General features: G+C 61.6%; 15 protein-coding genes. 4 read left to right on the top strand and 11 right to left on the bottom strand.

The annotated features are described in order from the left end of the window. Positions 1-12: 12 nt before the first annotated feature. The 5 genes from ABIE40_RS22030 to ABIE40_RS22010 form a co-directional block, all read right to left on the bottom strand. Complete coding sequence (locus tag ABIE40_RS22030) at positions 13-5,196, bottom strand: beta strand repeat-containing protein (RefSeq protein ID WP_354541109.1); 5,184 nt, start codon at positions 5,194-5,196, stop codon at positions 13-15. After that, positions 5,093-13,351 carry a cadherin-like domain-containing protein gene (locus ABIE40_RS22025; RefSeq protein WP_354541108.1) on the bottom strand — a complete coding sequence of 2,753 codons (8,259 nt, stop codon included), beginning with the start codon at positions 13,349-13,351 and terminating at the stop codon, positions 5,093-5,095. Before ABIE40_RS22025 ends, ABIE40_RS22030 begins: the two co-directional genes overlap by 104 nt. Positions 13,352-13,646: 295 nt before the next feature. Next, complete coding sequence (locus tag ABIE40_RS22020) at positions 13,647-14,432, bottom strand: VOC family protein (RefSeq protein WP_199625755.1); 786 nt, start codon at positions 14,430-14,432, stop codon at positions 13,647-13,649. A 58-nt stretch (positions 14,433-14,490) separates the two neighbouring features. Beyond that, on the bottom strand, positions 14,491-14,961 hold the full coding sequence (locus ABIE40_RS22015; protein ID WP_199625754.1) for a DUF1579 domain-containing protein: 471 nt from the start codon (positions 14,959-14,961) through the stop codon (positions 14,491-14,493). A gap of 48 nt (positions 14,962-15,009) precedes the next feature. Next, positions 15,010-15,738 carry a DUF899 domain-containing protein gene (locus tag ABIE40_RS22010; RefSeq protein WP_199625753.1) on the bottom strand — a complete coding sequence of 243 codons (729 nt, stop codon included), beginning with the start codon at positions 15,736-15,738 and terminating at the stop codon, positions 15,010-15,012. Between the two features lie 92 nt (positions 15,739-15,830). Between ABIE40_RS22010 and ABIE40_RS22005 the strand changes: the two genes are divergently transcribed. Next, a complete protein-coding gene (locus tag ABIE40_RS22005) occupies positions 15,831-16,277 on the top strand; it encodes a MarR family winged helix-turn-helix transcriptional regulator (RefSeq protein ID WP_130280645.1) in 447 nt (148 codons plus the stop codon). Here the strand turns inward: ABIE40_RS22005 and ABIE40_RS22000 are convergent, their stop codons facing one another. The 3 genes from ABIE40_RS22000 to ABIE40_RS21990 form a co-directional block, all read right to left on the bottom strand. Then, on the bottom strand, positions 16,278-17,030 hold the full coding sequence (locus tag ABIE40_RS22000) for an RES family NAD+ phosphorylase (RefSeq protein ID WP_199625752.1): 753 nt from the start codon (positions 17,028-17,030) through the stop codon (positions 16,278-16,280). Further along, positions 16,990-17,373 carry an antitoxin Xre/MbcA/ParS toxin-binding domain-containing protein gene (locus ABIE40_RS21995; RefSeq protein WP_199625751.1) on the bottom strand — a complete coding sequence of 128 codons (384 nt, stop codon included), beginning with the start codon at positions 17,371-17,373 and terminating at the stop codon, positions 16,990-16,992. The genes ABIE40_RS22000 and ABIE40_RS21995 overlap by 41 nt, the downstream gene beginning before the upstream one ends. 265 nt (positions 17,374-17,638) lie before the next feature. Then, the gene (locus ABIE40_RS21990) at positions 17,639-18,061 is read right to left on the bottom strand and encodes an organic hydroperoxide resistance protein (protein WP_130280639.1); all 423 of its coding nucleotides are present in this window, start codon (positions 18,059-18,061) and stop codon (positions 17,639-17,641) included. A gap of 124 nt (positions 18,062-18,185) precedes the next feature. Here ABIE40_RS21990 and ABIE40_RS21985 point away from each other — a divergent pair, with 124 nt between their 5' ends. Continuing rightward, a complete protein-coding gene (locus ABIE40_RS21985; RefSeq protein ID WP_199625750.1) occupies positions 18,186-18,653 on the top strand; it encodes a MarR family winged helix-turn-helix transcriptional regulator in 468 nt (155 codons plus the stop codon). Positions 18,654-18,686: 33 nt separating this feature from the next. Here ABIE40_RS21985 and ABIE40_RS21980 read toward each other — a convergent pair whose 3' ends face one another. After that, positions 18,687-20,090 carry an MFS transporter gene (locus ABIE40_RS21980; protein ID WP_199625749.1) on the bottom strand — a complete coding sequence of 468 codons (1,404 nt, stop codon included), beginning with the start codon at positions 20,088-20,090 and terminating at the stop codon, positions 18,687-18,689. 113 nt (positions 20,091-20,203) lie between these two features. On the opposite strand from ABIE40_RS21980, the gene ABIE40_RS21975 reads away from it, so the two are divergent. Together ABIE40_RS21975 and ABIE40_RS21970 are read left to right on the top strand one after the other, a co-directional pair. Further along, positions 20,204-21,172, top strand: a complete 969-nt coding sequence (locus ABIE40_RS21975; RefSeq protein ID WP_199625748.1) for a LysR substrate-binding domain-containing protein — start codon at positions 20,204-20,206, stop codon at positions 21,170-21,172. Between the two features lie 128 nt (positions 21,173-21,300). Next, the gene (locus ABIE40_RS21970) at positions 21,301-22,332 is read left to right on the top strand and encodes a cell wall hydrolase (protein ID WP_354541107.1); all 1,032 of its coding nucleotides are present in this window, start codon (positions 21,301-21,303) and stop codon (positions 22,330-22,332) included. 76 nt (positions 22,333-22,408) lie between these two features. On the opposite strand, the gene ABIE40_RS21965 is transcribed toward ABIE40_RS21970, so the two are convergent. Further along, positions 22,409-23,179, bottom strand: a complete 771-nt coding sequence (locus tag ABIE40_RS21965; RefSeq protein ID WP_199625747.1) for a FadR/GntR family transcriptional regulator — start codon at positions 23,177-23,179, stop codon at positions 22,409-22,411. A 58-nt stretch (positions 23,180-23,237) separates the two neighbouring features. Beyond that, entirely contained in the window at positions 23,238-24,335 is a 1,098-nt protein-coding gene (locus ABIE40_RS21960; RefSeq protein WP_199625746.1) for a Gfo/Idh/MocA family protein, read from the bottom strand. Positions 24,336-24,340 lie beyond the last annotated feature (5 nt).

Genomic DNA, 24,340 nt, shown 5'->3' with positions numbered 1-24,340 from the left:
GATGAGGACGGTTTAGCCGACGTGCGGCGCGGTCGTCGTGTCGTGCTTGTCGTCGAACAGGATCTTGACCGCCTCGGTGGTGTTCTGGAGAACCGCCACATCGTGCCAGCCGCCATTTGCGTTGACGCTGACCACGGTATCCGAACCGGTGACCGTCGTCTTGACGCTGGCAAGGGCTTCGGCTTCCGTCGCCTGGTGACCGAGCAAGGTATCGAGAAGCTTCGACACATCGAGCGTGTCGCCTTCGCTGGCCTTGTAGTCGGTGATCACGTCGGCAAGCTTCACATCCTTCAGCGCGTCGGTATCAAGGACGAACGTATCGGCCCCTGCCCCGCCGGTGATGGTGTACATGCCGCCGGCGCCAGAGAGCACGTCGTCACCGCTGCTACCGATCAGCGAGTAGGCATGAGCGCCGTCTTCGCTGCCGCCGAGCGTCGTGTCGAAGGCGACTTCGACGAAGCTGCCATGACCGCCGTCAGCCGTCTGGTAGCTGCCTTCCGAGAGGATCGTCTGGCCGTTGATCGAGGTGTTCGATGCCGCAGCGTCCAGGCTGATGTTGGTGATATGCTGGTCGGCAAGGCTCGAAAGCTCGCCGGCATCGGTCACGCCGTTATGGTTCAGGTCCTGCCAGACGGTGAGCTTCGAGAAGGCCTCATCAGCCGCATCGATCTTGCCGTCATGGTTGCTGTCGAGCGTCGCCAGAGCCGCGAGACCCGTGGCATAGTTGCCGCCGGCAAAGTGCGGCGAGAAGATCTCGCTGCCATTGTCGATCTTGCCATTGCCATCGACATCCAGCGCCAGAATGCCATCGCTACCGGCCGTCCAGGCAATCTGATCCTTGTGACCGTCGGCATTGATATCGAACTGCACGCCCTGGTCGAGCGAGGTCAGCGCGACGCCGTTGTGATCGAGGTCGAGGATGATGGGGTCGATTGCGGATGGAGCGGTCGTAAAGTTAGCGGCGCTCAGGTTGCCATAACCGACATTGGCGATAGTCATGACGTGATCGAGCGTAAATCCGCTGGTCCTCAGATCGCCTGTCGAAGATGTGACATTCATCAAGTAGATACCAGCGTCGGCCTTATTGCCAGCATCCGAATAGATAACCACCTCATAAACACCAGCGGCTATACTACGAATGCCATTGGCGATCATCGTCTTGACGTCCCCATTATTGGTATCGTCATTCAGATTGTTGGTAATATAGGCCCCGACGCTTCCGCTCGCCTTGTAGAATTCCAGCACCTTGCTGGATGTAACATCCTCATTTTGGCTATCAATAATTTGAAGCGTGCCGCTTACGCTCGTACCGCCGACGACAAGCGCGATCTTGTCAGGCGTACTCGTTCCAAAATCGTTGACGGTGACAAAAGTGTCCCGGCCGCTTGCGATTGTATCATGCTTGAATACCAGCGTATCCGAGGCCGAGTCGCCAGAGCCTAGATTGACAATCCAGGTCTTGTCAGAAAGCGTTCCCGCATTGATCACGACGGTGTCGCCACCAAAGCCGGCATTGATGGTGCCGCCGCCAGTGCTGGCAATAATCGTATCACTGCTGGATGTGCCGGTGATGTTGATGCTTTCCGTCTGGTTCGACAGGTCGATCTTGCCAGCAGAGGTCAGCGCGACATTTTCGATGCTCGAGAGCTGACCGTCGCCGGTGCTGGTGAAACCAGCGCCCACCTTCAGAACGTCGTTGCTGCTGTTGCCGCCGACGAAGTTCTCGATACCGGCAATCGACGTGAAGCCGGTCGCAGTGCCTGCCGACAGATCGATCGTAACAGCCTGGCTGGTTCCGGCATAGCTCAGAGTATCGCTCGTGCCGCCGCCAAGATCGGCCGTGACCTGCTCGATGCTGCTGATCGAACCGCCGGCAAGCTGGGTGATCTTGTCGCTCGAGACAATGACCGAAAGCGTGTCGTTGTTTGCAGTGCCGGTAACGACGAGTTTGTCGGTACCGCTGCCACCATTTACGGTGTCGGCGCCAGATCCAACGACATAGTTGATGATGTCATTGCCGCTACCGCCGGTGATCAAGTCAGACTTGGCCGAACCCGTCAACGTGACACCCGTCGAGCTGCCGCTATTGGTCAGCGTCCAACCGTTACTGCCAGTAGCGGCTGCGAGGTTGATGTCGTTGCCATTCGCTGTGATCGTGGCGCTGCCGTTGTTGACGCTCGAGCTTGCCGCCGTCCAGTCGCCAGTGGCGGTCACATTTGCCGTGGCGCCCTGCGAAACCTTCAGGATGTCGCCGCCCGACAGATCCGTCACGGCGTCGGTGCCGCTATCGACATTGAACGTGTCGTTGCCCGTGCCGCCTGTCAGCGTGTCGTTGCCGCCACCACCAGTCAGCGTATCGTCGCCAGCGCCGCCAATCAGGGTATTGGCGCTGCTGTTGCCGGTGAGGCTGTCGTTGCCAGAGCCGCCGGTAACATCATCCACCCCAGCGATCGAGTCGAAGCCAGTTGCGGTGCCGTTCGACAGGTTTACGGCGACATCCTGCACCGTACCGGCGTAGGTCAGCACGTCATCGCCACCGCCGTCCATGTTCAGCGTGATATGCTCGACATTGGCGATATTACCGCCTGCCACCGTCGTGATCTTGCCGCCGCTGACGGTCACACCCAACGTCTCGCTGGCGCTGCCGCCGAGGATTGCGAGAGTGTCGTTACCGGCACCACCATCCACGTTGTCGGCGCCGTCGCCGATGTCGTAGTTGATCGTGTCGTCGCCGCTACCAGCCTTGATGGTATCGTTGCCGGAGGAGCCGCTGATGATGAAGCCTTCGGTCTGCTTCGACAGGTCGAGCGTGCCTGCCGAGGTCATCACGACCTTTTCGACAGCAACGATCTGCGCGTCGCTGGTGCTGTTGAAGCCGCCTGCGACATAGAGGGTATCGGTGCCGGTACCGCCATCCAGAACAACGTCGCTCTGGTCGCCGTACAGGCTGTCGTTGCCCGAACCACCGAAGAGCCAGTCGGCGCCAGCGCCACCCTTCAGCACGTCATCGCCGCCGTTTCCGAGGAGGACGTCGTCGCCGCCCTTGGCATCGATGGTTTCACCGAAATCGCTGCCGACGAAGATTTCGGTTTTGTCAGTGCCGGAAAGGTCGCCGAACTGGCGCTCGATGTCAGCTTCCGCAGTAGTCGTCCCGGCAGTCGGCACCGCACCGTCTGACACCGTGTACTTGAGCGAACCACCGTCTGCGATCGGCAGCGGCCAGTATGCCGTGACAGTATCCGCAAATGAAACAGCTCCAGCAGAGTGACTTGCCGTGTCGCCGTAGAGGCCGGTTGCTTTGGTAATCTGCAGGCTGTCGCCATCCTGATCACGGTCATTCAGCAACAGGGCCCAATCCGGGATCGAGATATTCGATGCATTCGTGATGACGATGTCATCTGCAGCGGACGGCGCGTGGTTCGGCGATACAACCGCGGTGGACAGACCCACCGCATCCGTCGTCGTCGCAAAGCCCTGGCCATCCGTATAGGTCGCATAAACGGAGATCTTCGAGCCGACATCTGCCGATGTCAGCGTATAGCTCGAGCCGGTCGCACCGCTGATTTCGGTCGTGCCGCGCAGCCAGTGGTAGGTAACCGTGCCTTCTCCCTTGTCAGGATCATGCGTCGCGATGCCAGCCTGGATGACGTCGCCGACCACCGGCGCGCCCGACTGCTGCGTGCTGTCGTTGATCGACAGCGTCGCCTTTCCATCGTCGACGGGCGTTACGTTGAAGCTGAAGTGTCCGGTGTCAGGACCAACGCCGTTCTCGCCGCCATCGGCCAACGAAACGTTGAAGCCTGCGGAGCTGGTTTCGCTTCCGTCGTGAACGAAGACGACCTTGCCGGCTGCCACATCAGCCGCGGTGAAGGTGGACGAGGCCTGGTTGTTGACCAGGATCGTGCCGTTGGTGATCGAGCTTGCCGTAAAGGTGAGCGCAGCGCCGGTGTCAGAAGCATCCGGATCGCTCGCGCCGAGCTCGGCCAGGGTGAGCATATGCTGCCCGCCCTCGGCTACGGTCGATGAAAGAGCACCGGTGATATGCGGCGCCTCGTTGACATCCGTGACCGCAATCGAGACGGACGTGTCGGTGAAGTTGTTGTGAACATCCGTGACGCGCACGGTTTCCGTCAGCGAAGGCGTCGTTTCGTAGTCGATCGACGCGTTGGCGGCGACCGTCACGGCGCCGGTGCTTGCATCGATGACGAACTTGCCGTCGGCCGAGGTCTGCGACGCATGGCCGTTGGCATCGACGAATGCGTAGGTCAGCTTGTCCAGACCGCCGTTGACATCCGTGCCGGCAAGCGTTCCGACGCTCGTTCCTGCTACGGAGTTTTCGGCGACGGTCAGCGTTCCCTCGACGCCCGTGGGCGCGGCTTCCATGAGGGTCTGAACCGTTGCGGTACCGTTGTTGAACTTGAACTGCTCGGTGCCGTTAACGTCGTAGACATTGTCGCCGATCTTGATTTCGAAGCCGGTGGCGGTCTGCGTGACCGTTGCATCCTTCCAGTCGGCCTTGAAGATGATCGTGTCCTGGCCGCCTTCGCCGCCATTGAAGACGATATGCTGGCTGGACGCAAAGTTGCGCACGTCAAGTGTGTCGTTACCCGCACCACCATTGATGGTGATCGTCGAGGTTGCCAGGCCGGTGCCCGAGAGGTCGCCGCTGACGACGAAGGTGTCGTCGCCCTTGCCGCCCTCGACGACCCATTCTTCGACATTGGTCGTGGCAACTTCGTAGTTGCCGGCCGTTGCCGCGTTGGCCGTGGAGCCTTCTTCGATGTTGACGGCGAGGTTTTTCACGCCGTCGATCAACACGTCGTTGATGTTGAAGGTCGAGCCGGTGTCGCTGCCTGCAATATGCAGGGTGTCGTTGCCGTCGCCACCGTCGATCTTATCGCTACCGTCGCCGGCGCTGTAGGAGAAGGTATCGTTGCCGGCATCGCCGAAGATCGTGTCGTCGCCCTTGCCGCCGGAGATGAAGTCGTCGCCGTCGCCGCCGTGGATGGTGTCGTTGCCGGCACCGCCGCGGATCAGGTCGTCGCCGGTGCCGCCATCGATGATGTCGTTGCCGGTGCCGCCGGTGATGATGTCATTGCCACCGCCGCCGTTGAGCGTTGCGCCTGCGCTTGCAGCATCGCTGGTGACCGAAACTTCGGCGATCAGCGAGCCGTAAGCCGAGCTGCCGCCCGCCACGAATTGCAGCGTGGTCGAGTCGCCCGTTGCCGTAAAAGGTAACGGTGCGCTCGATGAAGGTGCCGCCGACCGTCTGCCATGTCGTTCCGGCGTCCGCCTGATCGACGAAGGTCTGCGACGAACCGCCGACATTGACGGTAACCGACGATTCCGTCAGCCCATGAGTGAGCGCATCCGGGTTGGTCGCCTGCAGGAAGGTGACGGTGTAGGTCTGACCCGCAACCGTCGCGAAGGTTTGCGCGATCGTGCCCTGCGACACGCCCTGCATGTCGACGGCGTTCACACCCGCCGGGAACTTGGCGTTGAGAGCACCGGGAACGAAAAGCAGATCGACGCTGCCGTCGGTGACATTCCAGCCGCCACCGAGATTGATCGCGTCCGAACCGCCGCTGACCATCACTTCAGCCGGGCCCTTGAAGCCGCCGTTGGCGATCAGTTCGCTGCCGGCTGTAATGCGGTCGTTGCCTTCGCCGCCCGATAGCGTGTCGGCACCACCGCGGCCCTCGATGATATCATTGCCGTTGCCGCCATCGATGACGTTGGCGCCGGAGGTACCGAGGATCGTGTCGTTGCCGGTGCTGCCGGACACATCTTCAAAATTCGTAATCGAATCCGTTGCAATGACAGTCTTGCCGTCGAGCGACGAGCGGATCGCCACTCCGCTTTCGAGATCGATATTCAGTTGCTCGCTGATCTGCGTGAAGTCGAACTTGTCGACGCCATCGCCGCCATCGACGTGCTGCGCAGCCGCCTGACCGCCGGAAACGAACAGATCGTTGCCACCGTTCAGATTGGCTTCGAGGGCTGTCGCCGAGGAGACATTAGAGAAGTAAACAGTATTGCCGTTGTCATCGCCGGTGATCTTGACCGTCTCGATGCCTGCAGAATGGAGATCGGAGCCTCCCTGGCCAAAGACCAGCCAGTTATAACCCTTCACATCAATGTCCAGGGTCTCGACGTTCTTGACCGTCAGCACCTGTTCTTCCGGCAGGCTGGCGTCGGTACCGTCGCTAGGCGCGATCAGCAGGTTTCCGTCCACAGCCTTGATGTACTCGGTCACGGTCGGGCCGCCATCAGGTGTTGTGACCTTCAGCGTGTCATCGCCCTCGCCGCCATCGATGACATCGGCGCCGTCGCCGATGGTGTAGATGATGGTGTCGTTGCCCGCACCGCCCTGGATGTGATCGGCTCCGGCTCCACCGATGATCGTGTCGTCGCCGTCGCCGCCGTCGATCGTGTCATTGCCACCGAGGCCGGAGATCAGGTCGTCGCCGGTTCCGCCGCGCAGCGTATCGTCGCCTGCGCCGCCGCCGATGATGTCGTTGCCGGCGCCGCCTTCGATCGTGATGCCGCCGTTTTCAAGACCGCTGCGGTAGTCTGCGCCAACGAGGATGATGTCATCCTTCGCGGTGCCGTCGATTTCCTCGACGCTGTTGATGTAGCTCGGTGCGCTGTAGGCGTCGTAGAGGAAGCCCTTCGTCAGGTCGCCGCTGTCGAGCACGATCTTGTCCGTGCCGTCGCCGCCCTGGACGACATCCATGGTGCCGGCGTAGCCGGTGATGTCGATCGCCTGCTTCGTGCCGTCGCCGAGTTCGATGTAGCGCGTGCCCGAAGCAACCAGGTCGACGCCGAGGCGGAAGGTATCGTCGCCGGTGCCACCGGAGAGGTTGTCGGCGCCGAGGCCGCCCGAAATGTCGTCATCGCCGGCACCGCCGTCGATACGATCGTTGAGATCGCCACCGATCACCTTGTCGTTGCCGTCGCCGGCGTTGAACGTGCCACCTGCCGCGTAGAGGTCGGCGTAGGTCTTGCCGAGACCGTCCTTTGCGTCAGGCAGATAGACCGTGTCGTCGCCATCCTTGGCGTTGAGATAGTTGCCGTCCTCGAAGTAAGGATTGTTCGGGCTGGTCATCGTCTGGTCGGCTGCGAAGTTGTGCAGGTTGACCGTTTCGCCATTGTTGGTGAAGACCTGGTCAAGGACCGAACCGACGGTGATCTTGACGACGACGGGGGCACCATTGGTGATGCCGTCGTTCGGCTTGTAGCTGAAGCTGTCTTCACCGTTATAGTTGGTCGTGGGTACGTAGGAGAACGAACCATCGGCATTGAGGGTCACCGTGCCGTGGGCCGGGCCGGTTACCAGAACCGCCGTCAGCGCATCGTGATCGGGATCCTTGTCATTTGCGAGAACGCCGGCATTTGCCTGGACGGTGAGCGTGTTGTCCTCGTTGACCGTGTAGCTGTCAGCCTTGCCGATCGGGGTGTCGTTGGTGCCCGTGACATTGATGGTTGCCGTCGCGGTGTCCTTGCCGCCGTTGCCGTCGGACACTTCGTAGGTGAAGGTAATCTTGCCGGTGTCGTTGACGCCCAGTTCCTTGAACGGATCCTCGTTCGAGTCCGACCAGACCCTGACCGTGCCGTTTTCCGAAACCGTCAGATAGGCATCACCATTCCCGGTGTGGATCTTGTAGACGTCATTCTGGCCCTGAACCGCCGAAGCATTGAAGGTATGGCCACCGATGGTGAACTTGACGTTGGAGACATCGCTCACCTTCAGCGTATCGCCATCGACGTCGGTATCCTTGCCGGCGCCCGTCAGGACGTTGCCGACAGTCAGCCTATTGCCGGCGGACGCTGCCTCGATTTGCGATTCAGTAACGGTGAAGCTGTCGTCGTTTCCGACCGGGCGATCATTGGTGCCGACGACAGTGATCTTGACGACCTCGGTCGTGGTGGCGCCGTGGGTATCGGTCACCTGAACGTAGAAGCGCTCGACCTCGGTGTCGCCACGGCCCAGCCCCTGTGTTGCTGCAAGGCTGTTGTTGAGATTGTAGGTCCACTTGCCGTCCTGATTGATCGTCAGTGAACCATAGGTACCGGAGACCGAGGTGACGCTGCTCTGCGTCTGCTGGTCGTGGGCGAGAACCGACCACTTGTCATTGGTGTCGTCGTCTTCGGCGTCAACATCATACTTCTTCAGCGTGCCGCTCTCGCTTGCATCGCCGGCATAGTAGTTGTTGAAGCGGTCGACGCCGGCCTCGGTGACGGTTCCACTCGTGTCGCCACCCGAAATGACCGGCTTGTCGTTGGAGCCTGTGATTGTGACAACAACCTGCTGGGTCGCTGTCGCGCCATGGCTGTCCGTGACCTGCACAGTGAAGGTTTCGGTCGCAGTCTGGTTGAGGTTCAGTTCCTGCGTCGCCTGGCGATCGTCGTCGAGCGTGTAGGTCCACTTGCCGTTCTGATCGACCGAGAACGTGCCGTATTTGCCGTTGACGTTCGAAAGCTCGACCGTGTTCTGGCCCTGCTTGACCAGAACACCCCAGTGGTCGTTGGTGGTGTTGTCGTCAGCATCGACATCGGACTTGACCAGCGTGTCGGAGATCGTGCTCTGACCAACATGTGCGCCAGCGGCGTTGAAGCCGTCTTCGGTGACAGAGCCGGTGGCATCGGAATTCGCAATGACCGGCTTGTCGTTGGTGCCGGTGATGTTGATGGTCAGGGTCGTGGTCGACGAAGCGCCATTCGTGTCCTGGATCGTGTAGACGAAGACGTCGGTAGCCTTCTGGCCAGCGCCGAGACCCTGCGTATCCTTGTCAGCGTTGTCGAGCGTATAGGTCCACTTGCCATCGGCGCCGATCGTCACGGTGCCGTACGTGCCCGCTACCTGCACATTCACATGGCCAGAAACGTCAGACGCCGTGTTGTTGCCGGCAGCAACGCCCGTAACCTTGAGATTGGCCTTGTCGCCCGTATCGACGTCGGTATCGTTCGTCAGAACGTTTCCGTTCGCGGTGGAGACGCCCGCAATCGGATTATTGCCCGGGCCGACGCCCGACTCGATGATTGTCGAAACGCTGTCGGCAACGGCAACGGGACGATCGTTGGTGCCGGTGACGTCGATCGTCAGCGTCGCCGTCGAGGTCGCGCCGTTGGCGTCCTGCATCGTGTAGGTGAACACGTCCTTGCCGTGGTCGCCCTGCCCCAGCTTCTGGGTATCTGTATCGGCGTTGTTGAGCTTGTAGGTCCAAGTGCCGTCGGCGTTGATAGTCACCGTGCCGTAGGTGCCGGTGACAACCGTTCCGACCTTGCCCGAAACGTCCGAGCCGAGCCAGCTTGGGCCGGCCGAAACACCGGTCACCACCTTCGTGTCATTGTGGTCGACATCGGTGTCGTTCGCCAACACGTTGCCGGTCGCCGAGGCGTTGCCGTCAATCGGCGTATTGCCTGGACCGACGCCGGATTCGACGATCGCTGCACCGGTGTTGACATCGTCGTTGGCGACGGGCCGGTTGTTAGCACCGGTAACATCGATTGTCAGCGTGGTCGTCGAGGTGGCACCGTACTTATCGGTGACCGTATAGGTGAAAACATCAGTGCCGTGTTCGCCCTTGGCAAGCGCGATCGTGTCGGCATCGAAATTATTCAACGTATAAAGGTACTTACCGTCCGATCCCATAACCAGGGAGCCATATTTGCCGGCAATGATGTCGGCGACATGGCCGCTGACATCGTTTCCGCCGTTGCTGCCGGCTGAAATACCGGTCACGGTCAGCTTGTCGCCCTTGTCGACATCGAAATCATTCGAAAGAACATTGCCACCAGCGAACGCATCGCCGAGATCCGGCCAGTTGCCCGGGTTGACGCCCGCAGCCTCAACCGAATTCGTATCGGCAACAACCACCGGCGCATCATTCGTACCGGTGATCGTGATGGTCAGCGTCGTCGTCGAGGACGCGCCATACTTGTCCTGCATTGTATAGGTGAAGACGTCGTCGACCTTTTCGCCAACCGTCAGCGCCTGGGTATCCTTGTCGGCGTTGTCGAGCGTGTAGGTCCACTTGCCATCGGCGCCAATTGTCACCGTACCGTACTTGCCTGCAACAACCGAGCCAACCTGGCCGAGAACGTCTGCCGCAGTGTTGCCGCCAGCAGCAACGCCGGTCACAGTCTTCGTGTCCCCCTTGTCGATATCGGTATCGTTGGTGAGCACGTTGCCGGTCGCCGATGAAACGCCGGCATAAGCGACGTCAGCCGGGCTCACACCGGATTCGATGATCGAAGCGTTGCTGTCGGCAACTGCGACAGGGCGGTCATTGGTGCCGGTGACGTCGATGGTCAGCGTCGCCGTCGAGGTCGCGCCGTTGGCGTCCTGCATCGTGTAGGTGAACACGTCCTTGCCGTGGTCGCCCTGCCCCAGCTTCTGGGTATCTGTATCGGCGTTGTTGAGCTTGTAGGTCCAAGTGCCGTCGGCGTTGATAGTCACCGTGCCGTAGGTGCCGGTGACAACCGTTCCAACCTTGCCCGAAACGTCCGAGCCGAGCCAGCTCTGTCCGGCCGAAACACCGGTCACCACCTTCGTATCGCCGTGGTCGACGTCAGTATCATTCGTCAGAACGTTGCCGCTTGCAGACGATACACCGTCAACCGGCGTATTGCCCGGGCCGACGCCAGACTCGACGACGGCGGGGCCGGTGTTGACGTCATTGTTGGCGTCCGGTCGGTTGTTCTGACCGGTCACATCGATGGTCAGCGTTGTCGTCGTCGACGCGCCGTACTTGTCGGTGACGGTGTAGGTGAACACGTCGGAGTCGTGCTCGCCCTTGGCAAGCGCGTTGGTATCGGCGTCGAGGTTGTTCAAGGTGTAGACGTACTTGCCGTTCGCCCCCATCACCAGGAAGCCGTACTTGCCCGTGATGATGTCGGCCACATGACCGCTGACGTCGCCGTTGTTGGTACCGGCAGAGACGCCAGTTACCGTCAGCTTGTCACCCTGATCCACGTCGGAATCGTTCGACAGGACATTGCCCGACGCAAGAGGGTCGCCCAGATCGAAATGGTTGCCGCGATCGTAGCCCCACGCCTCGACTGAATTCGTATCCGCAACCAGAACCGGCGCATCATTGGTGCCAGTGATGGTGATCGTGACCGTCTGCGTGACCGTGCTGTGCCCATCGAAGAGCTGAACCGTGAAGGTCTCGACCTTGGTCTGCCCCTGAGCAAGGTACTGGATCTTGCTGTCGTCGACTTCATAATTCCAGGCGATCTTGCCAGCGCCGCCGTTGGCGCTGTCGGTTGCGACACTTGCCGTCAGAGCACCGAGCGCTCCTTGCGGAGCAGCAACAGTGACCGTATGCGTGTCACGAACATCGACGTCGCTGAAGGAGAGCGTGCCAGAGGTCTTTTCAACTGCCGCCGATTCTTCAGTCGGCTGGGTAGCATCTTCAACAACGGAGCCTGTGACGGAATCAATGTCCGGCGTCACGGAGATGATCGCATCATCGTTCGTGCCGGTGATGGTGATGGTCACCGCCTTCTCAACGATGCTGGTGCCATCGTTGAGCTGGATCGTGAAGGTTTCTTCCTTGGTCTCGCCAGCACCGAGATATTGAATCTTGCTGTCGTCGACCTGGTAGCTCCAAGTGACCTTGCCAGCGCCGCCGTTGGTGGTGTCGTTGGTAACGACAGCGGTCAGCGTGCCGACAGCCCCTTCCGGAGCAGCAACGGTGACCGTGTGGGTGTCATGAACATCGACGTCGCTAAAGGAAAGCGTGCCCGAGGTCTTTTCGACGGCTGCCGATTCTTCCGTAGGCTGCGTCGCGTCTTCGACGACTGCACCGACATCGGTGTTCACTTCGGGAACGACCGAGAAGACAGCATCATCGTTTGTGCCAGTGACCGTAACTGCGATCTCCTTGGTGACGGTGTCGCCGTCGCCGTCCGTAACGGTGTAGGAAATGTGCAGGAGTGCCGTCTCGCCCTTGGCCAGAGCATCGAACGCCGTGCCCGGGATGATGGTGATGGACTGACCGTCCTTGCCTACCTGGATCTCCGGCAGACCGAGCTTGACGCCTTCAGGCGCATCGGTAACCGTCGGCGCATGAAAGGCGATCGAGCCGCCGTCGGCACCGAAGGTGAAATCCTTGCCGTCAGAAAGGCTTACCGTGAAACCAGCGCCTTCGTCGTTTCCGGCACCCTGGTTTTCGGTCATTCCCGCGGTGACATCATGCGCGGTCGGAGCATCATCGGCGACAACAACCGAAACGCTGCCAGTCGCGCTATCGCCGTCCTTGTCGGTGACCGTGTAGCTGAAGTCGAGGCTCAGGCGATCGTCGGCGCCAGTCTGGCCGTGATCCGGATGATCAAGCGGTAGCGACTGCGTGTAGGTGAACGCGCCGGTAGCTGCATTGGTAACCGTCAACTGGAAAACAGTCTCGGTTTTCGTCGTCTCTTGGCCATCAACGATCGTCGTAACCTGGATCGTACCGGTGATCGTCAGGCCGTTGACGGTGATCGTGACATCGTGACCACCAGACTTCAGCCCGGTCGGCACATCAGCACCATCGTCCTGGCCATCAACATCGACAGCGCCCTTGAACGCGATCGAGGTGATCGTGCCTACGTCCTTGCCGCCGTTGAAGCCGAGCGTACCTTCAAGCACCAGCTCCTTGAAGACGTCACCTTCGGTCGTCGTTTCAGCAAGACCGAACGGACCCGACGGGATGATGAACGGCTTGCCGTTGAAAAGTTCTTCATTGCCACCCGGCCCGCCATCCAGCTGCTGCGTATCGGCCAGCAGTGCCGCCAGTTCCGTCGGGGCATCGTCGCCGCCGGGCGTGGTGTCCTGGAATTCGGCACCGGAGCTCGGGGCTGCGGCGGATGCGCTGTCGCCGCCGTCGGGGCCGGCTGCGACGTTGATGTGGCTGTCGTTCAGCGCGGCGATGACGGTGTCGCGGGGCAGTTCGACGTCGCCGAGCAGGAAGGTCGGGACGTGGGCTGCGCCGTTGACGATGACGATCTCGGTGCCGTCAGGCTGGACGAGTACCAGATTGGCACCCTCGATGCGGATATCGTCGAGCGAAACGTTGGCGGCGAGATGCGCCACGTTGTTCTGATCCGGAACAATCTCGTTCGGGTTGGCGGCGGCCTGCGGAGCCGGCGGGGCGGCTTCGACGCGGTCGGTCTTCGGCGACTGCTCGCCACCCTGGGTCTGATCGGTTACCTGCGGCGTGCTCTGAGCCTGGGCGAGCTCGACGCGCTCGACCTCAGGAAGCTTGGCATCTTCGCGTCCTGCAGTTTCGTGAACGTCCGAGATCATCTCGTGGGAAGCGTGATCGCCATCAACGTTCGAATTGCGCAGATCTTCGATAGACATGACAGTACCCCAATGAACAATTGAGGTGCAATCAATTACGCGGGCCGTCGAATTGCAATACTTCCTTAACCACCAAGATATAGCCGATTATGCTTCCACCCAAAAATGTTCAGGGACAGTTAACCTTGGAAAGGCCTTTTGGGGTCAGAACGCTAAAATTTGAATAAAATTAAGGAAGTAGCAAGGGGTTTGGGACCCCAAAACGGTTAACGGCGACCCCTGTGGGGCCGCCGTTAACCTTGAGAGGCGTCGATTCGGGGTTTTAAGAGGTCGCCGGGCACCCCTTGTTACGAGGTCAGCGCCTGGGTGCCACGAGGCAGAAATAGGCCCCCTGCGGATCGATGCCGTTGATCACCCAGCTGCCACCCGGAACCTCCATCGGACCAAAGACGATCTTGCCGCCTCCCGATGTAACGCGCTCGATCGCACTGTCGATTTCGGGCACGTTGAAGTAATAGGCCCAGTAAGTCACCGGCATGTCGGCCGGCTTGGTCATCATGCCGCCGGTCTGTTTTCCGTGTTCGGCGAAGATGCGATAAGTGCCCATATCGCCCATGTCGAAGTCGTGATCCTTGGTCCAGCCGAAGACCTTACCATAGAAATCGAAGGCCTGCTGCCAGTCGCCGGACATCAGTTCGTGCCAGCCGACATGGCCGGGCGTTGCCATGTCCGGCCGCCAGCCGTCATCGTTTTCCATCGGGAATGGCGTCATGATGCAGAGAACGGCGCCACTCGGATCGGCGACCACGGCGAAGCGGCCGATGGTCGGGATATCCTCGGGCGGGCGGCGGACGCTGCCGCCATTGGCGGCGAAATCCCGGGCCGACTGATCGACATCATCGACCGCGACATAGCCCGTCCAGTTCGGCGGGATGCCCTGTCCTTCGAGCTCGGCCGGAAACTGCATCATGCCGGCGACGCCGCGGCCATTGGCCTCGAAGATGGTATAGACGCCCATCTCGCCCATCGGCATTTCCTTGGTCGCCCAGCCGACGACCGAGCCGTAGAATTTTGCAGCTGCCGCCGGATCGGGCGTCATCAGCTCGCACCAGATGAACTTGCCATGCGTATCGGATGCCATGATCTTTCCCTTTCAGACTATCGGATGTTATTTCCACCAGGCATGCGCGCGCCGGGGATTACGGCTTGCGTGCGTAGCGCGCTTGCATGAATTGCTTCCAGCTGCCGTCGGCCTGCTTGGCCGATGAAGTGAAGGTGCGGTTGTCGTCGTCTATGAAGGCGATCTGTTCGCGGTAATCCTGCTCGGCGCCGGAAAACTCGAAATCAGGACCGCGAGTATAGAGGGTTAGCACCTTGCCATCGGGCGACATCTCCCCCTCATAGATCCACATATGATCCATCATCGAGCCGATCCAGGTGCCGATATATTTGCCCCTGGAGGCGGAGTAGCCGAGGGTCAGCACCGTGGTTCCAGCGCCGCAACCCGGCACGTCGCCGTTTCCTTCGGCGACGAACCAGATGCCGTGAAGCGAGCGGACCACCTCGGTCCATTGCTCGTTTGGGCTCATGTCGTTGGACGTGACGCTCCAGGTGCCGACGAGCTTTTCGAGAAACCGATGCTCCTCGCGCACCTTTGCAGGTTCCATCATTCTTCATCCTCCCTTGAATGATGTTGGCTTGAATGATGCTGGCAGATGTCAGTGACAGCAGGATGGACCATTCCTGGCGCTCTCGTATTCGTCGTGGCGCTTGACGAAATCCATGGTCGAGGTCTCGTTGCGGCCCTTCGGGGCGCAATCGAGCACCATCAGTGTGCCGAGCGCTTCCTCGCCACCTCGCGCATAGTTGGAATAGGTGTGGAAGATCTCCCCCTTGTCGTTCTTGTAGAAGACGCTCATGCCGGGAAGCTCGTCATGGGCATCTTCGGATTTGATCTCGGTGAAATTGTAGAAAACCTTGCCCTTGGCCAGATCCTCGGGCGTGAAGGAAACGTGGTAGTCGAAGTTGAAATCGCTGTTCAGCGACGAGACCCAGGGAAATTTCCAGCCCATGCGCTTCTTGTAGGCTTCGATGCGTTCGACCGGGGCGCGGGCAACAGCGACCCAGGTGACATCGTGATTGTTGAGATGCGGCAGCATGCCATCGACATGATCGGACAGGAAGGAGCAGCCGGTGCAGCCTTCCTTCCATTCCGGCCCCATCATGAAATGATATACCATCAGCTGGCTGCGGCCATCGAAGAGATCGGAGAGCGATTTTTGACCCGTCGGCGTATCGAAGTGGTAGTCCTTGTCGACCTTGACCCAGGGCAACGCCATGCGCTCGGCGCGCAGCTTGTCACGCTGGCGGGTCTCTTCCTTCTCCTTGAGCAACAGGGCGCGGCGGGCTTCGAGCCATTCTTCGCGGGAAACGACAGCATTCTGCATGATCGCACGCCCTCCTCCGGCGTGGCCGGCAAGGACCGGCATTTCGTTCTGCTTCGCTTGACTAAATAGATTGATATCAATAGAAATAGATCATGTCAAATTCGGCCGAGATTCCCTATTCCACAACGCTTCTGGTGCGCGACACCTGCCTCTGCCTGCATGTTCAGCGGGCGGCGCGCGCGCTCGCACGGCTGTTCGACGATGCACTGCGTCCTGTCGGCCTCACCAACGGGCAATTCTCGCTGATGATGTCGCTCAACCGGCCGGAGCCGCCGCCGATGGGGCCGGTCGCCAATCTGCTGGCCATGGACCAGACGACGCTGACCGCCGCTCTAAAGCCGCTGCAGCGCCGTGGATGGGTAAATGTAACGCCGAGCCCGAAAGACAAGCGCTCGCGGCTCCTGAGCCTGACGGCCGAGGGCAAATCGGTGCTCGCCGCTGCCGTGCCGATCTGGCAAAGCACGCATGCGATGCTGGAAGACAAGCTGCCTGGCGCCAATGGCGACGGCCTGCGCGCGATGCTGCTGTCGCTCTGCTGATCAGAGCGCGATGCGCGGATCGGCGCCGAAATCGGCTCTGGAGAAACCGATCCTGACCTTCGGAAATTCGCAGATCGCCTGGACGCCCGTAGCCGACAGCCGGATGCGCCAGGTCTGCCGCTCGGCGGGTTCGCGGGCGCTGAAGGCGCTGGCGGTTAGCAGTGCGATATTGCGGCCATTGCGGGGATCGCGCACGGATTCATAGAGGATCGCTTCGCCACCGGCCGCGCGGGCGGCTTCGGCCAGCGCCTGGCATGGCTCGTAATTCTGCAGGTCCGTCCATGCCGCGCGGTCGCGATCAAGCGGCGGGATAGTCAGGTCGAGTGCTGCCCTGGTCGAAACCGGTACCGAAAAGGCGGTATATTCGGCGGCATTGGCGGGCAGCGGTGTATCAGGCGAATCCGCGAAGAACAGCAGGCGGTAGAAGGCCATTTCCGACAGCGCCGTCTCGACCTTTTCCGAGGCATAGAAGACCCCGAGCGTGCGCCCTGCCCGTCGAAAGCGCGAACCGTGCGGATAGACCGCGCCATAGCGGAAGGGCGTCGCCAGCAGATAATCCAGCCCCTGACATTCAGGCGGTAATGCGGGCTTGCTCTCTTCCAGCAGGTTTTCGAGCAGCGACTGCTCCTCCAGCGTATCGACGAGCTTCAGCGTCGAGATCTGATGCTGCGCCTCCACCAGCCGCCAGAAGCGGCCAGAGACGGCACGCAGCTCAGACGACAGCGCGGCGGGCGTCCAGATAGGCAAGGACATCGGTGAGGCCTGATATGCTGACGATCTTGTCGAGAGGCGTGGCGCCAAGCGCCGTATTGGCATTGCGCAGCCACTGCCGCGCCACCGCCTCGTCGCCGCCGACGATCGCATCCAGCGAGCGGAACAGGCGCACTAATAGAATGGCGAGCTCGAACGGCTTGCTGTTGCGCTCCAGCAGATGATCCTGCCGCTTCATGCGCGAAACGGTAGCTTCGGAAACGCCGAGCACGGCAGCGAGCGTCCTGGCGCTGATGCCGAGGCGGTCGGCGGCGTTGACGGCAGCCTTGGTGATGACGGCGGCTTCGGCCGTCGAGCGGGCCTGATCAGGGCTTGGTACGGGCATGTGCTTATCCTTTCCTTGGAAAGAATATAGCGATTTTATTTCAGAAGAAAAGGTATGCAATTTCGGAGATGGTGGGGGCTGCGGCCCGGAGCCCCCTCACCCTGCCCTCTCCCCGCTGGGGAGAGGGGAAACTCAGCGGGTGCGGCTAGCTCCCTTCTCCCCCGCGGGGAGAAGGTGCTGGCAAGCGGATGAGGGGGCTCCGGGTGCGGAGCCATCCACCATCGAGGCTCTCCGCCCCTTCTCCCTAGGAGAAGGCAAAACCCAATCAGGCAACGGTGACCGGAACTTCGGTCGAGGTGCGCATCGCGTGGCTGTACGGGCAGACGATGTGGGCGGCAGCGGCAAGCTTTTCAGCCGTTTCGCGATCGAGACCCGGGATGTGGACCGTCAACGCCACTTCGATGCCGAAGCCACCGCCATCTTCGCGCGGGCCGATGCCGACCTTGGCGGAGACGGTCGCGTCTTCCGGAATCTTGACCTTCTGCTGGCCAGCGACAAATTTCAGAGCGCCCAGGAAGCAGGCGGAGTAGCCGGCGGCAAAGAGCTGTTCCGGGTTGGTGCCGGTGGCGCCGTCGCCGCCGAGTTCCTTCGGAACCGTCAGCGTGACGTCGAGAACGCCGTTATCGGTTACGGCGCGGCCTGCGCGGCCACCGGTGGCGGATGCTTGGGTGGTGTAGAGGATAGGCATGTCAGTCTCCTTTGCGTTGGGGTTGCGATTTATATAATGCGCAATTAAATTGTACGCAAGTGAATTTTGCAAATTGCATTCGGAATCTGAAAAGACGACAATTGCAGAGACAGGACACACGGATATGAAAGCGCAGACGGCAAGGACGATGGAAATACCGGCAGAGGAAAAGAAGCTGGAGCGCCAGCTCTGTTTCGCGGTCTATTCGACGGCGCACGCCTTCACCCGCGCCTACAAGCCGATCCTCGACAAGGTCGGCCTCACCTACCCGCAATATCTGGCCATGCTGGTGCTCTGGGAAAAATCGGAATTGCCGGTGAAGACGATCGGCGAAAAGCTCGACCTCGATTCCGGCACGCTCTCGCCACTCCTGAAGCGGCTGGAACAGAACGGCCTGATCAAGCGCATTCGCGATTCCCGCGACGAGCGCCAGGTACTGGTATCGCTGACGCCGAAGGGCGACGCGATGCGCGGCGAGGTCGATACGATCATGGGCTCGATCGGTGAAGCGATCGGCTGCACGCTCGAGGAAATGACGGAGATCCGCAAGCTGCTGGAAGGCCTGCGGTCGAATTTGAACGGCGCGGAGTGAAGAGACCCGCGCCGATGGCGCGGGCCGGTTTCGCTATTCGGCGGCCTGATAGGCGGCCGGGACTGCCGTACGGGAGCCGCGCGGACCGAGAGCGGCGAAGAGGGCCACCAGCACCGAGAGGATGGCGACGAAGCTGACGCCGGCGGTATAGGCGTCGTAGCCCATCGACGGGGCGGCGCTGAAGACGGCGGAGGCTGCTGCGAGCACAATGCCGCCGCCGATCTGGAAGGCGGCGAACAGCAGGCCGGAGGCGAGGCCCGACTTGTCTTCCTCGACATCAGAGAGTGCCGCAACCTGCACCGACGGATAGGTCATCGCATAACCGACGCCGAGCGGGATCTGCGACAGCGCGACGAGCAGCACCGGATTGACGTGGCCGGCAGCCAGCACCCAGAAGATATAGCTCGAGGCCTGCAGGGCGACGCCAAGTGTCATCAGGCCCGTGGTGCCGCGGTTCTGGGCGATCGTCGCGAAGCGCGGTGCCAGCACCATGACGCAGACGCCACCGAAGGCGAAGCAGAAGCCGGTCGCAAAGGCCGACCAGCCGAGTTCATCCTGATAATAGAGCGTGGCGATGAACTGGAAGCCGACATAGACGCCCTGGAACAGCGCTGCCAGCAGGTTGGCATGGCTGAGCTTCGCCTTGCGGAAGATGCCGAGCGGCACCATCGGATCCTTGTGCTTGGATTCGACGACCAGGAACAGGCCGATCAGCACCACGGCGGCGACGAGCGAGCCCCAGGTCGGGACCGCATTCCAGCCCTCGGCGGCGGCATTGGTGATGCCGAAGACGAAGAGCAGCAGGCCGGGGGTGATGGTGAGCGCGCCGGCCCAATCGAAGGACGGGCGCTTGCCGCCGAGCGCAACGTCACGCGGCAGCACATAGGGAGCGGCGATCAGCGCGAGGATGGCCACCGGGGCGCCCATGACGAGCGTCGCCCGCCAGCTGATGATCGTGGCGGCACCGCCGAGAACCATACCGAGCACGAAGCCGGTGGCACCCGTCGAGGCGAAGACGCCGAGCGCCTTGGCGCGGGCATTGCCTTCGCCAAAGACGGAGAGCAGCAGGGCGAGCGCGGCAGGCGCAGTAAAGGCTGCGGCGATGCCCTTGATCAGACGGGCGGCGATCAGCGTCGGGCCGCTGTCCACGAAGCCGCCGGCAATGCTGGCGGCGGCGAAGACAGCGAGCGACCAGAGGAAGACGCGGCGATGGCCGAAGACATCGGCGACGCGGCCGCCGAGCAGCAGGAAGCCGCCATAGCCCAGCACATAGGCGCTGACGGCCCATTGCAGCGAGGTGGCCGGCATCCCAAGTTCCGCCTGGATGGCGGGAAGCGCCACGCCGATGGTGGAAACGTCCATGGCATCAAGGAAATTGGCGGCGCAGAGCAGCAGCAGTGCCAGCCCCGCGCCCCTTGGCGATTGGGAGAGTGTCATCGAAATCGTTCCTTTCGGCTGCCGCGGTTGGGAGGAAGCGGCAGGGAACGAGAAAATGACCATCTCCTAATCCTATTGAAAATTGATAGTACCCATGGCAGGTATTACTGATAATGATAAACGATGCGACCCTCAGAAAGATCGACCTAAACCTGCTTCTCGCCTTCTCGGTGCTGATGCAGGAGCGCAATGTCAGCCGCGCGGCCGAACGGCTGTTGCTCGGGCAGCCCGGGCTTTCAGCCGCCCTGAAGCGGTTGCGAGAGGCGCTGAACGACGAACTTTTCGTGCGCGTCGGGCGCGGCCTGCAGCCGACGCCGAGGGCGCTGTCGATCGCGCCGGTCATCGAGGAGGCGCTCACCTGCATCGAAAAGGCCATCCGCCCGCCCGCCGCCTTCGATCCCGCGATCTATGAAGGCGAGTTCCGCATCAGCATGTGCGACAATCTCGAGACCGCCTTCTTCGGCCCGCTGGCGGCGCGCCTGCGGCAGCTGGCGCCCGGTGCGAAGCTGATCGGCGTCGCCTCGGAAAAGCGAGAGGCGGCAAAGCTTCTTGATGACGGCGCCTATGACTTCAGTGTCGCCGTCCATGGCGAACCGGCCTCCTGGCATGTGCGCGAGCCGCTGTTCGAGCAGTGCTCGATGTCGATCTACGACCCCACTCAGTTGCGTCTCAAGGCGCCGCTCGGGCTCGCCGATTTCGTCGCCAACCCGCATATCACGATCGCCTATGACAGCGACGTGGCGGCGACCACGCTCGACATCGCGCTTGCCCGCATCGGCCAGAAGCGGACGGTTGCCGCCAGCGTGCCCCGCTTCTCGGCGCTGCCGACGGCGCTGAAGGCAATGCCGGCGATCGCCACGGTGCCCGAAGCGATCGCCCGCTGCATGGCGCAGCTGCACGGACTGGCGATCGCCAGGCTGCCTTTCGACATTCCGGCCGATCCTGTCTCCATGCTGTATCGCCGTGTCGACCAGGCCGATAGCCGGGCCGTCTGGTTCCGCAGACTGTTCATCGAGGTAGCAGCGGCCGCCCTCGAAGCCTCTGGATGCACGACCACGATTGCGAAAAAAGCCGCTGCTTAACGACTTGTTTGCCAAGCTGCCTTAAAAAAGCCGATCACGAAATGTGTTTGGCATAATCGGGAACGTGAGGTACAACGTCTCGCCGAGTGATTTGGGGCTGGACCGATAAAACTTGGGAGGCACTGCCGTTGAGGGGCAAAACCATCTCCGCGATTCTGTTCGCAGGACTGGCCGTCACGGGTTGCAGCACGGCCAACGAGCCAGACGCACTCGATGCCAAAGCAACACCCGCAGCGAAGAAGACCGTCGCCGCCGCTCCGGGCAAAGTCACCTACAATTACACCGCCAAGGACCGCGAGTGCCTGAAGCGCGCGATGTATTTCGAATCCGAGCATTCGGATCGTGATGGCTATATGGCCGTCGGTACCGTGGTGATGAACCGCCTGACCTCGCAGGCCTATTCCGATTCCATCTGCGGCGTTGTCGGCCAGAAGAAGCAGTTTGCGCCTGGCGTCCTGACCCGCACAGTCGAGCCGGTTGCCGAGCCGCAGCTCGATGCTGCCGCCGACGACATTCTGCGCGGCGCCCGCCATCCAGGCGTCAAGGAAGCGATGTTCTTCCATACCGAGGGGCTGAGATTCCCCTATGGCAACATGCATTATGTCACCGCCGCCGGCGGCAACGTCTTCTACGAGAAGCGCGGCAAGGACGGCGAACTGCAGACGCCGGCGCCGATGCCTTCCTATGAAGTGGCGATGAACTACGTTTCCAACGACCAGCGCTCGGGCGCCGTCCAGTTCGCCGGCGTCGAGCAGTATAGCGCCGCTCCGCAGCCGGCCCCGGCAGCGCCTGCCGTCGGCGCCCCGCCGCCGCCTTCGACGCAGGTCGCCTATACGCAGGTCGCCGCCGCTGATCCGGATGGCCCGGCGCCGTTCGAAATCCTGCTGCCGGAGACCGGCCCGGTCCCGGCCGCGATGCCCGGCGAAGCCGCGCCCGCACCCGCCCTGGCCCTCCAGCCCGCCTCCACAGGCTCGCTGCCGCAGGCCTCGCAGATGCAGATGCAATTCCAGGCGCAGCCGGCACCCCAGACCCTGCAGGCACCACAGCTGCAGCCCGCCGCCGATGTCCTGACCCCGCCCACCCGCGTCGTCCTGCCAACGCCGCGCCCGGCCTACAACAGCGCATCGCTCAATCTCGGGCCGCTGCGCGCTGGCGGCTAAAGGCGGATCGCTCCATTGAGAAAGCTCCCGGGCCTTGCCTCGGGAGCTTTTTTTTGGGCTTACGTCTTCGCTTTGATTACCGCGTCTTGCCCTCATCGGCCTGCATCACGTCAGGCGCGAAGCGGCCGCGTTCGTCGGCTTCCATCAGCTCGTTGCTGACATTGCGGATATGGCGGGCCATCGCCTTGTAGGCGGCGTCGGGATTGCGCAGTTTGAGCGCCGTCAGGATCGCATGGTGATCGCCGATCCACAGCGGCCGTACGCTGGGTGCGTGAATGTGCTCATGCAGCTTCTTCCACATCAGCGACTCGTCGCGCTGCACCCAGAGCGCCTCGACGATCGAGACGATGATCGCGTTGCCGGTCATCCGTGCGATGGTCATGTGGAAATCGCGGTCGCCCTTTTCGTTGAGCAGGGTGACATCGGTCTCGTGTTCCATCTGCGCAATGCATTCTTCCAGCACCGCGATATCGTAATTCGTCGCCCGCTCGGCAGCCATCGCCGCAGCGCTGGATTCGATCGCAAGCCGGGCTTCCAGTAACTCGAACGGTCCCGGCCCGGCATCGGCATTGATCTTGTCGAAATTCACCTGGTTGCCGCGCACCGGCAGCACGACGATACCGGCGCGGCCCTTCACTTCGACGAGGCCGCGCATTTCGAGCGCGATCACCGCCTCGCGCACGACGGGGCGGCTGACCTCGAGCTCCTCCGCAAGCTCGCGCTCGGAAGGCATGCGCCAGTCGGGATTCTTGACATTCGCCTCGATCATCCGGGCGATGCGCCGCGCGACGATCTGGTAGAGCCGCTGTTCCCCCTGGACCCTCAGCGGTGGTGCGGCTGCTTCCATCTTCTTCTCCTTGCGCGCCACCCTCTAAAGCCGGGTGGCGCCGTTTCGATAACCAGCCTCAGGCGCTGGCGGCCATGCGGCGCTCTTCTTCGGGCAGCCACGAGCGGTAGAGCGGGTGCTCCGCCGTGATCGGCATCGGCGTCGGTTTGCCGGTGCGCTGCGAATAATAGGCAGCGGTAACAAGTTCCAGCGAATTGCGCGCATCCTGCAGCGTCACCGGCGGCTCCTTGCCGTCGATGATTGCCTGATGGAAGAGCTCGAACTGGCGGGTGTAGCCGTCTTCCGTCGGCTCATAGCCGGCAAGCGCGTCATCGATCCGCTTCTGGTGTTCTTCGGTCCCGGCGATGAAGGTCCAGGGATCGCGACCCATCGTGTAGGGTTCGAGGATGCTTTCGGCAACGAGATCGTGGAAGCAGAAACGCAGGCGCGAGATCTCCTTGCGGGAGCCGAGCGTCATCGACAGCGTTGCCAGCGAGCCGTTCTGCATCTTGACGGCAAGCGCCATCGTGTCCTCGACCTCGATCTTGTTCACCAGCGTTGCGCCATAGGCGAAGACCTCGGCGCAGGCGCCGTGCACGTAGTTCAGCATGTCGTGAGCATGGATCGCGTGTCCGAGAAGGCCGCCGCCGAGCTCGCTCTTCCACTTGCCGCGCCACGGAACCTCGTAATAGGCAGGACCGCGCCACCAATGGGTCTCGATCGTCGTCATGAACGGGCGGCCGGTCAGGCCGAGTTCGATCAGCCGCTTCAGCTTCTGCAGGCCGGATCCATAGCGATATTGGAAGATCGGCATCAGCTTCCTGCCATTGGAGCGGGCGACGATGCGGCTCATCTCGTCGACATCGGCGATCGAGCCGAAAAGCGGCTTCTCGCAGATGACATGCTTGCCTGACTCGATACCCTTCTTGCAGAGCTCGAAATGCGAATCCGGCGGGGTCGAGACGTCGATGACATCGAGGTCATCGCGGGCAAGAAGCTCGTCGGCATTCTGCGTGTATTCGGGGATGCCGTGCTTGGCGCACAGTTCGCGTCCGCGATCTTCATCGAGAGAGCAGAGAACGGGAACCTCGAAGAGATCCTTGTTCCAGTCGTAGCCGATCATGTGGCGGGCGGCGATACCGGCGCCGATGACGCCAACGCGCAATTTCTTGGTCATGATAT

Source organism: Rhizobium sp. OAE497 (assembly GCF_040546565.1).
In the GTDB taxonomy this organism is placed as follows: Bacteria; Pseudomonadota; Alphaproteobacteria; order Rhizobiales; family Rhizobiaceae; genus Rhizobium.
This window is presented reverse-complemented; position numbering and strand designations above follow the sequence as displayed.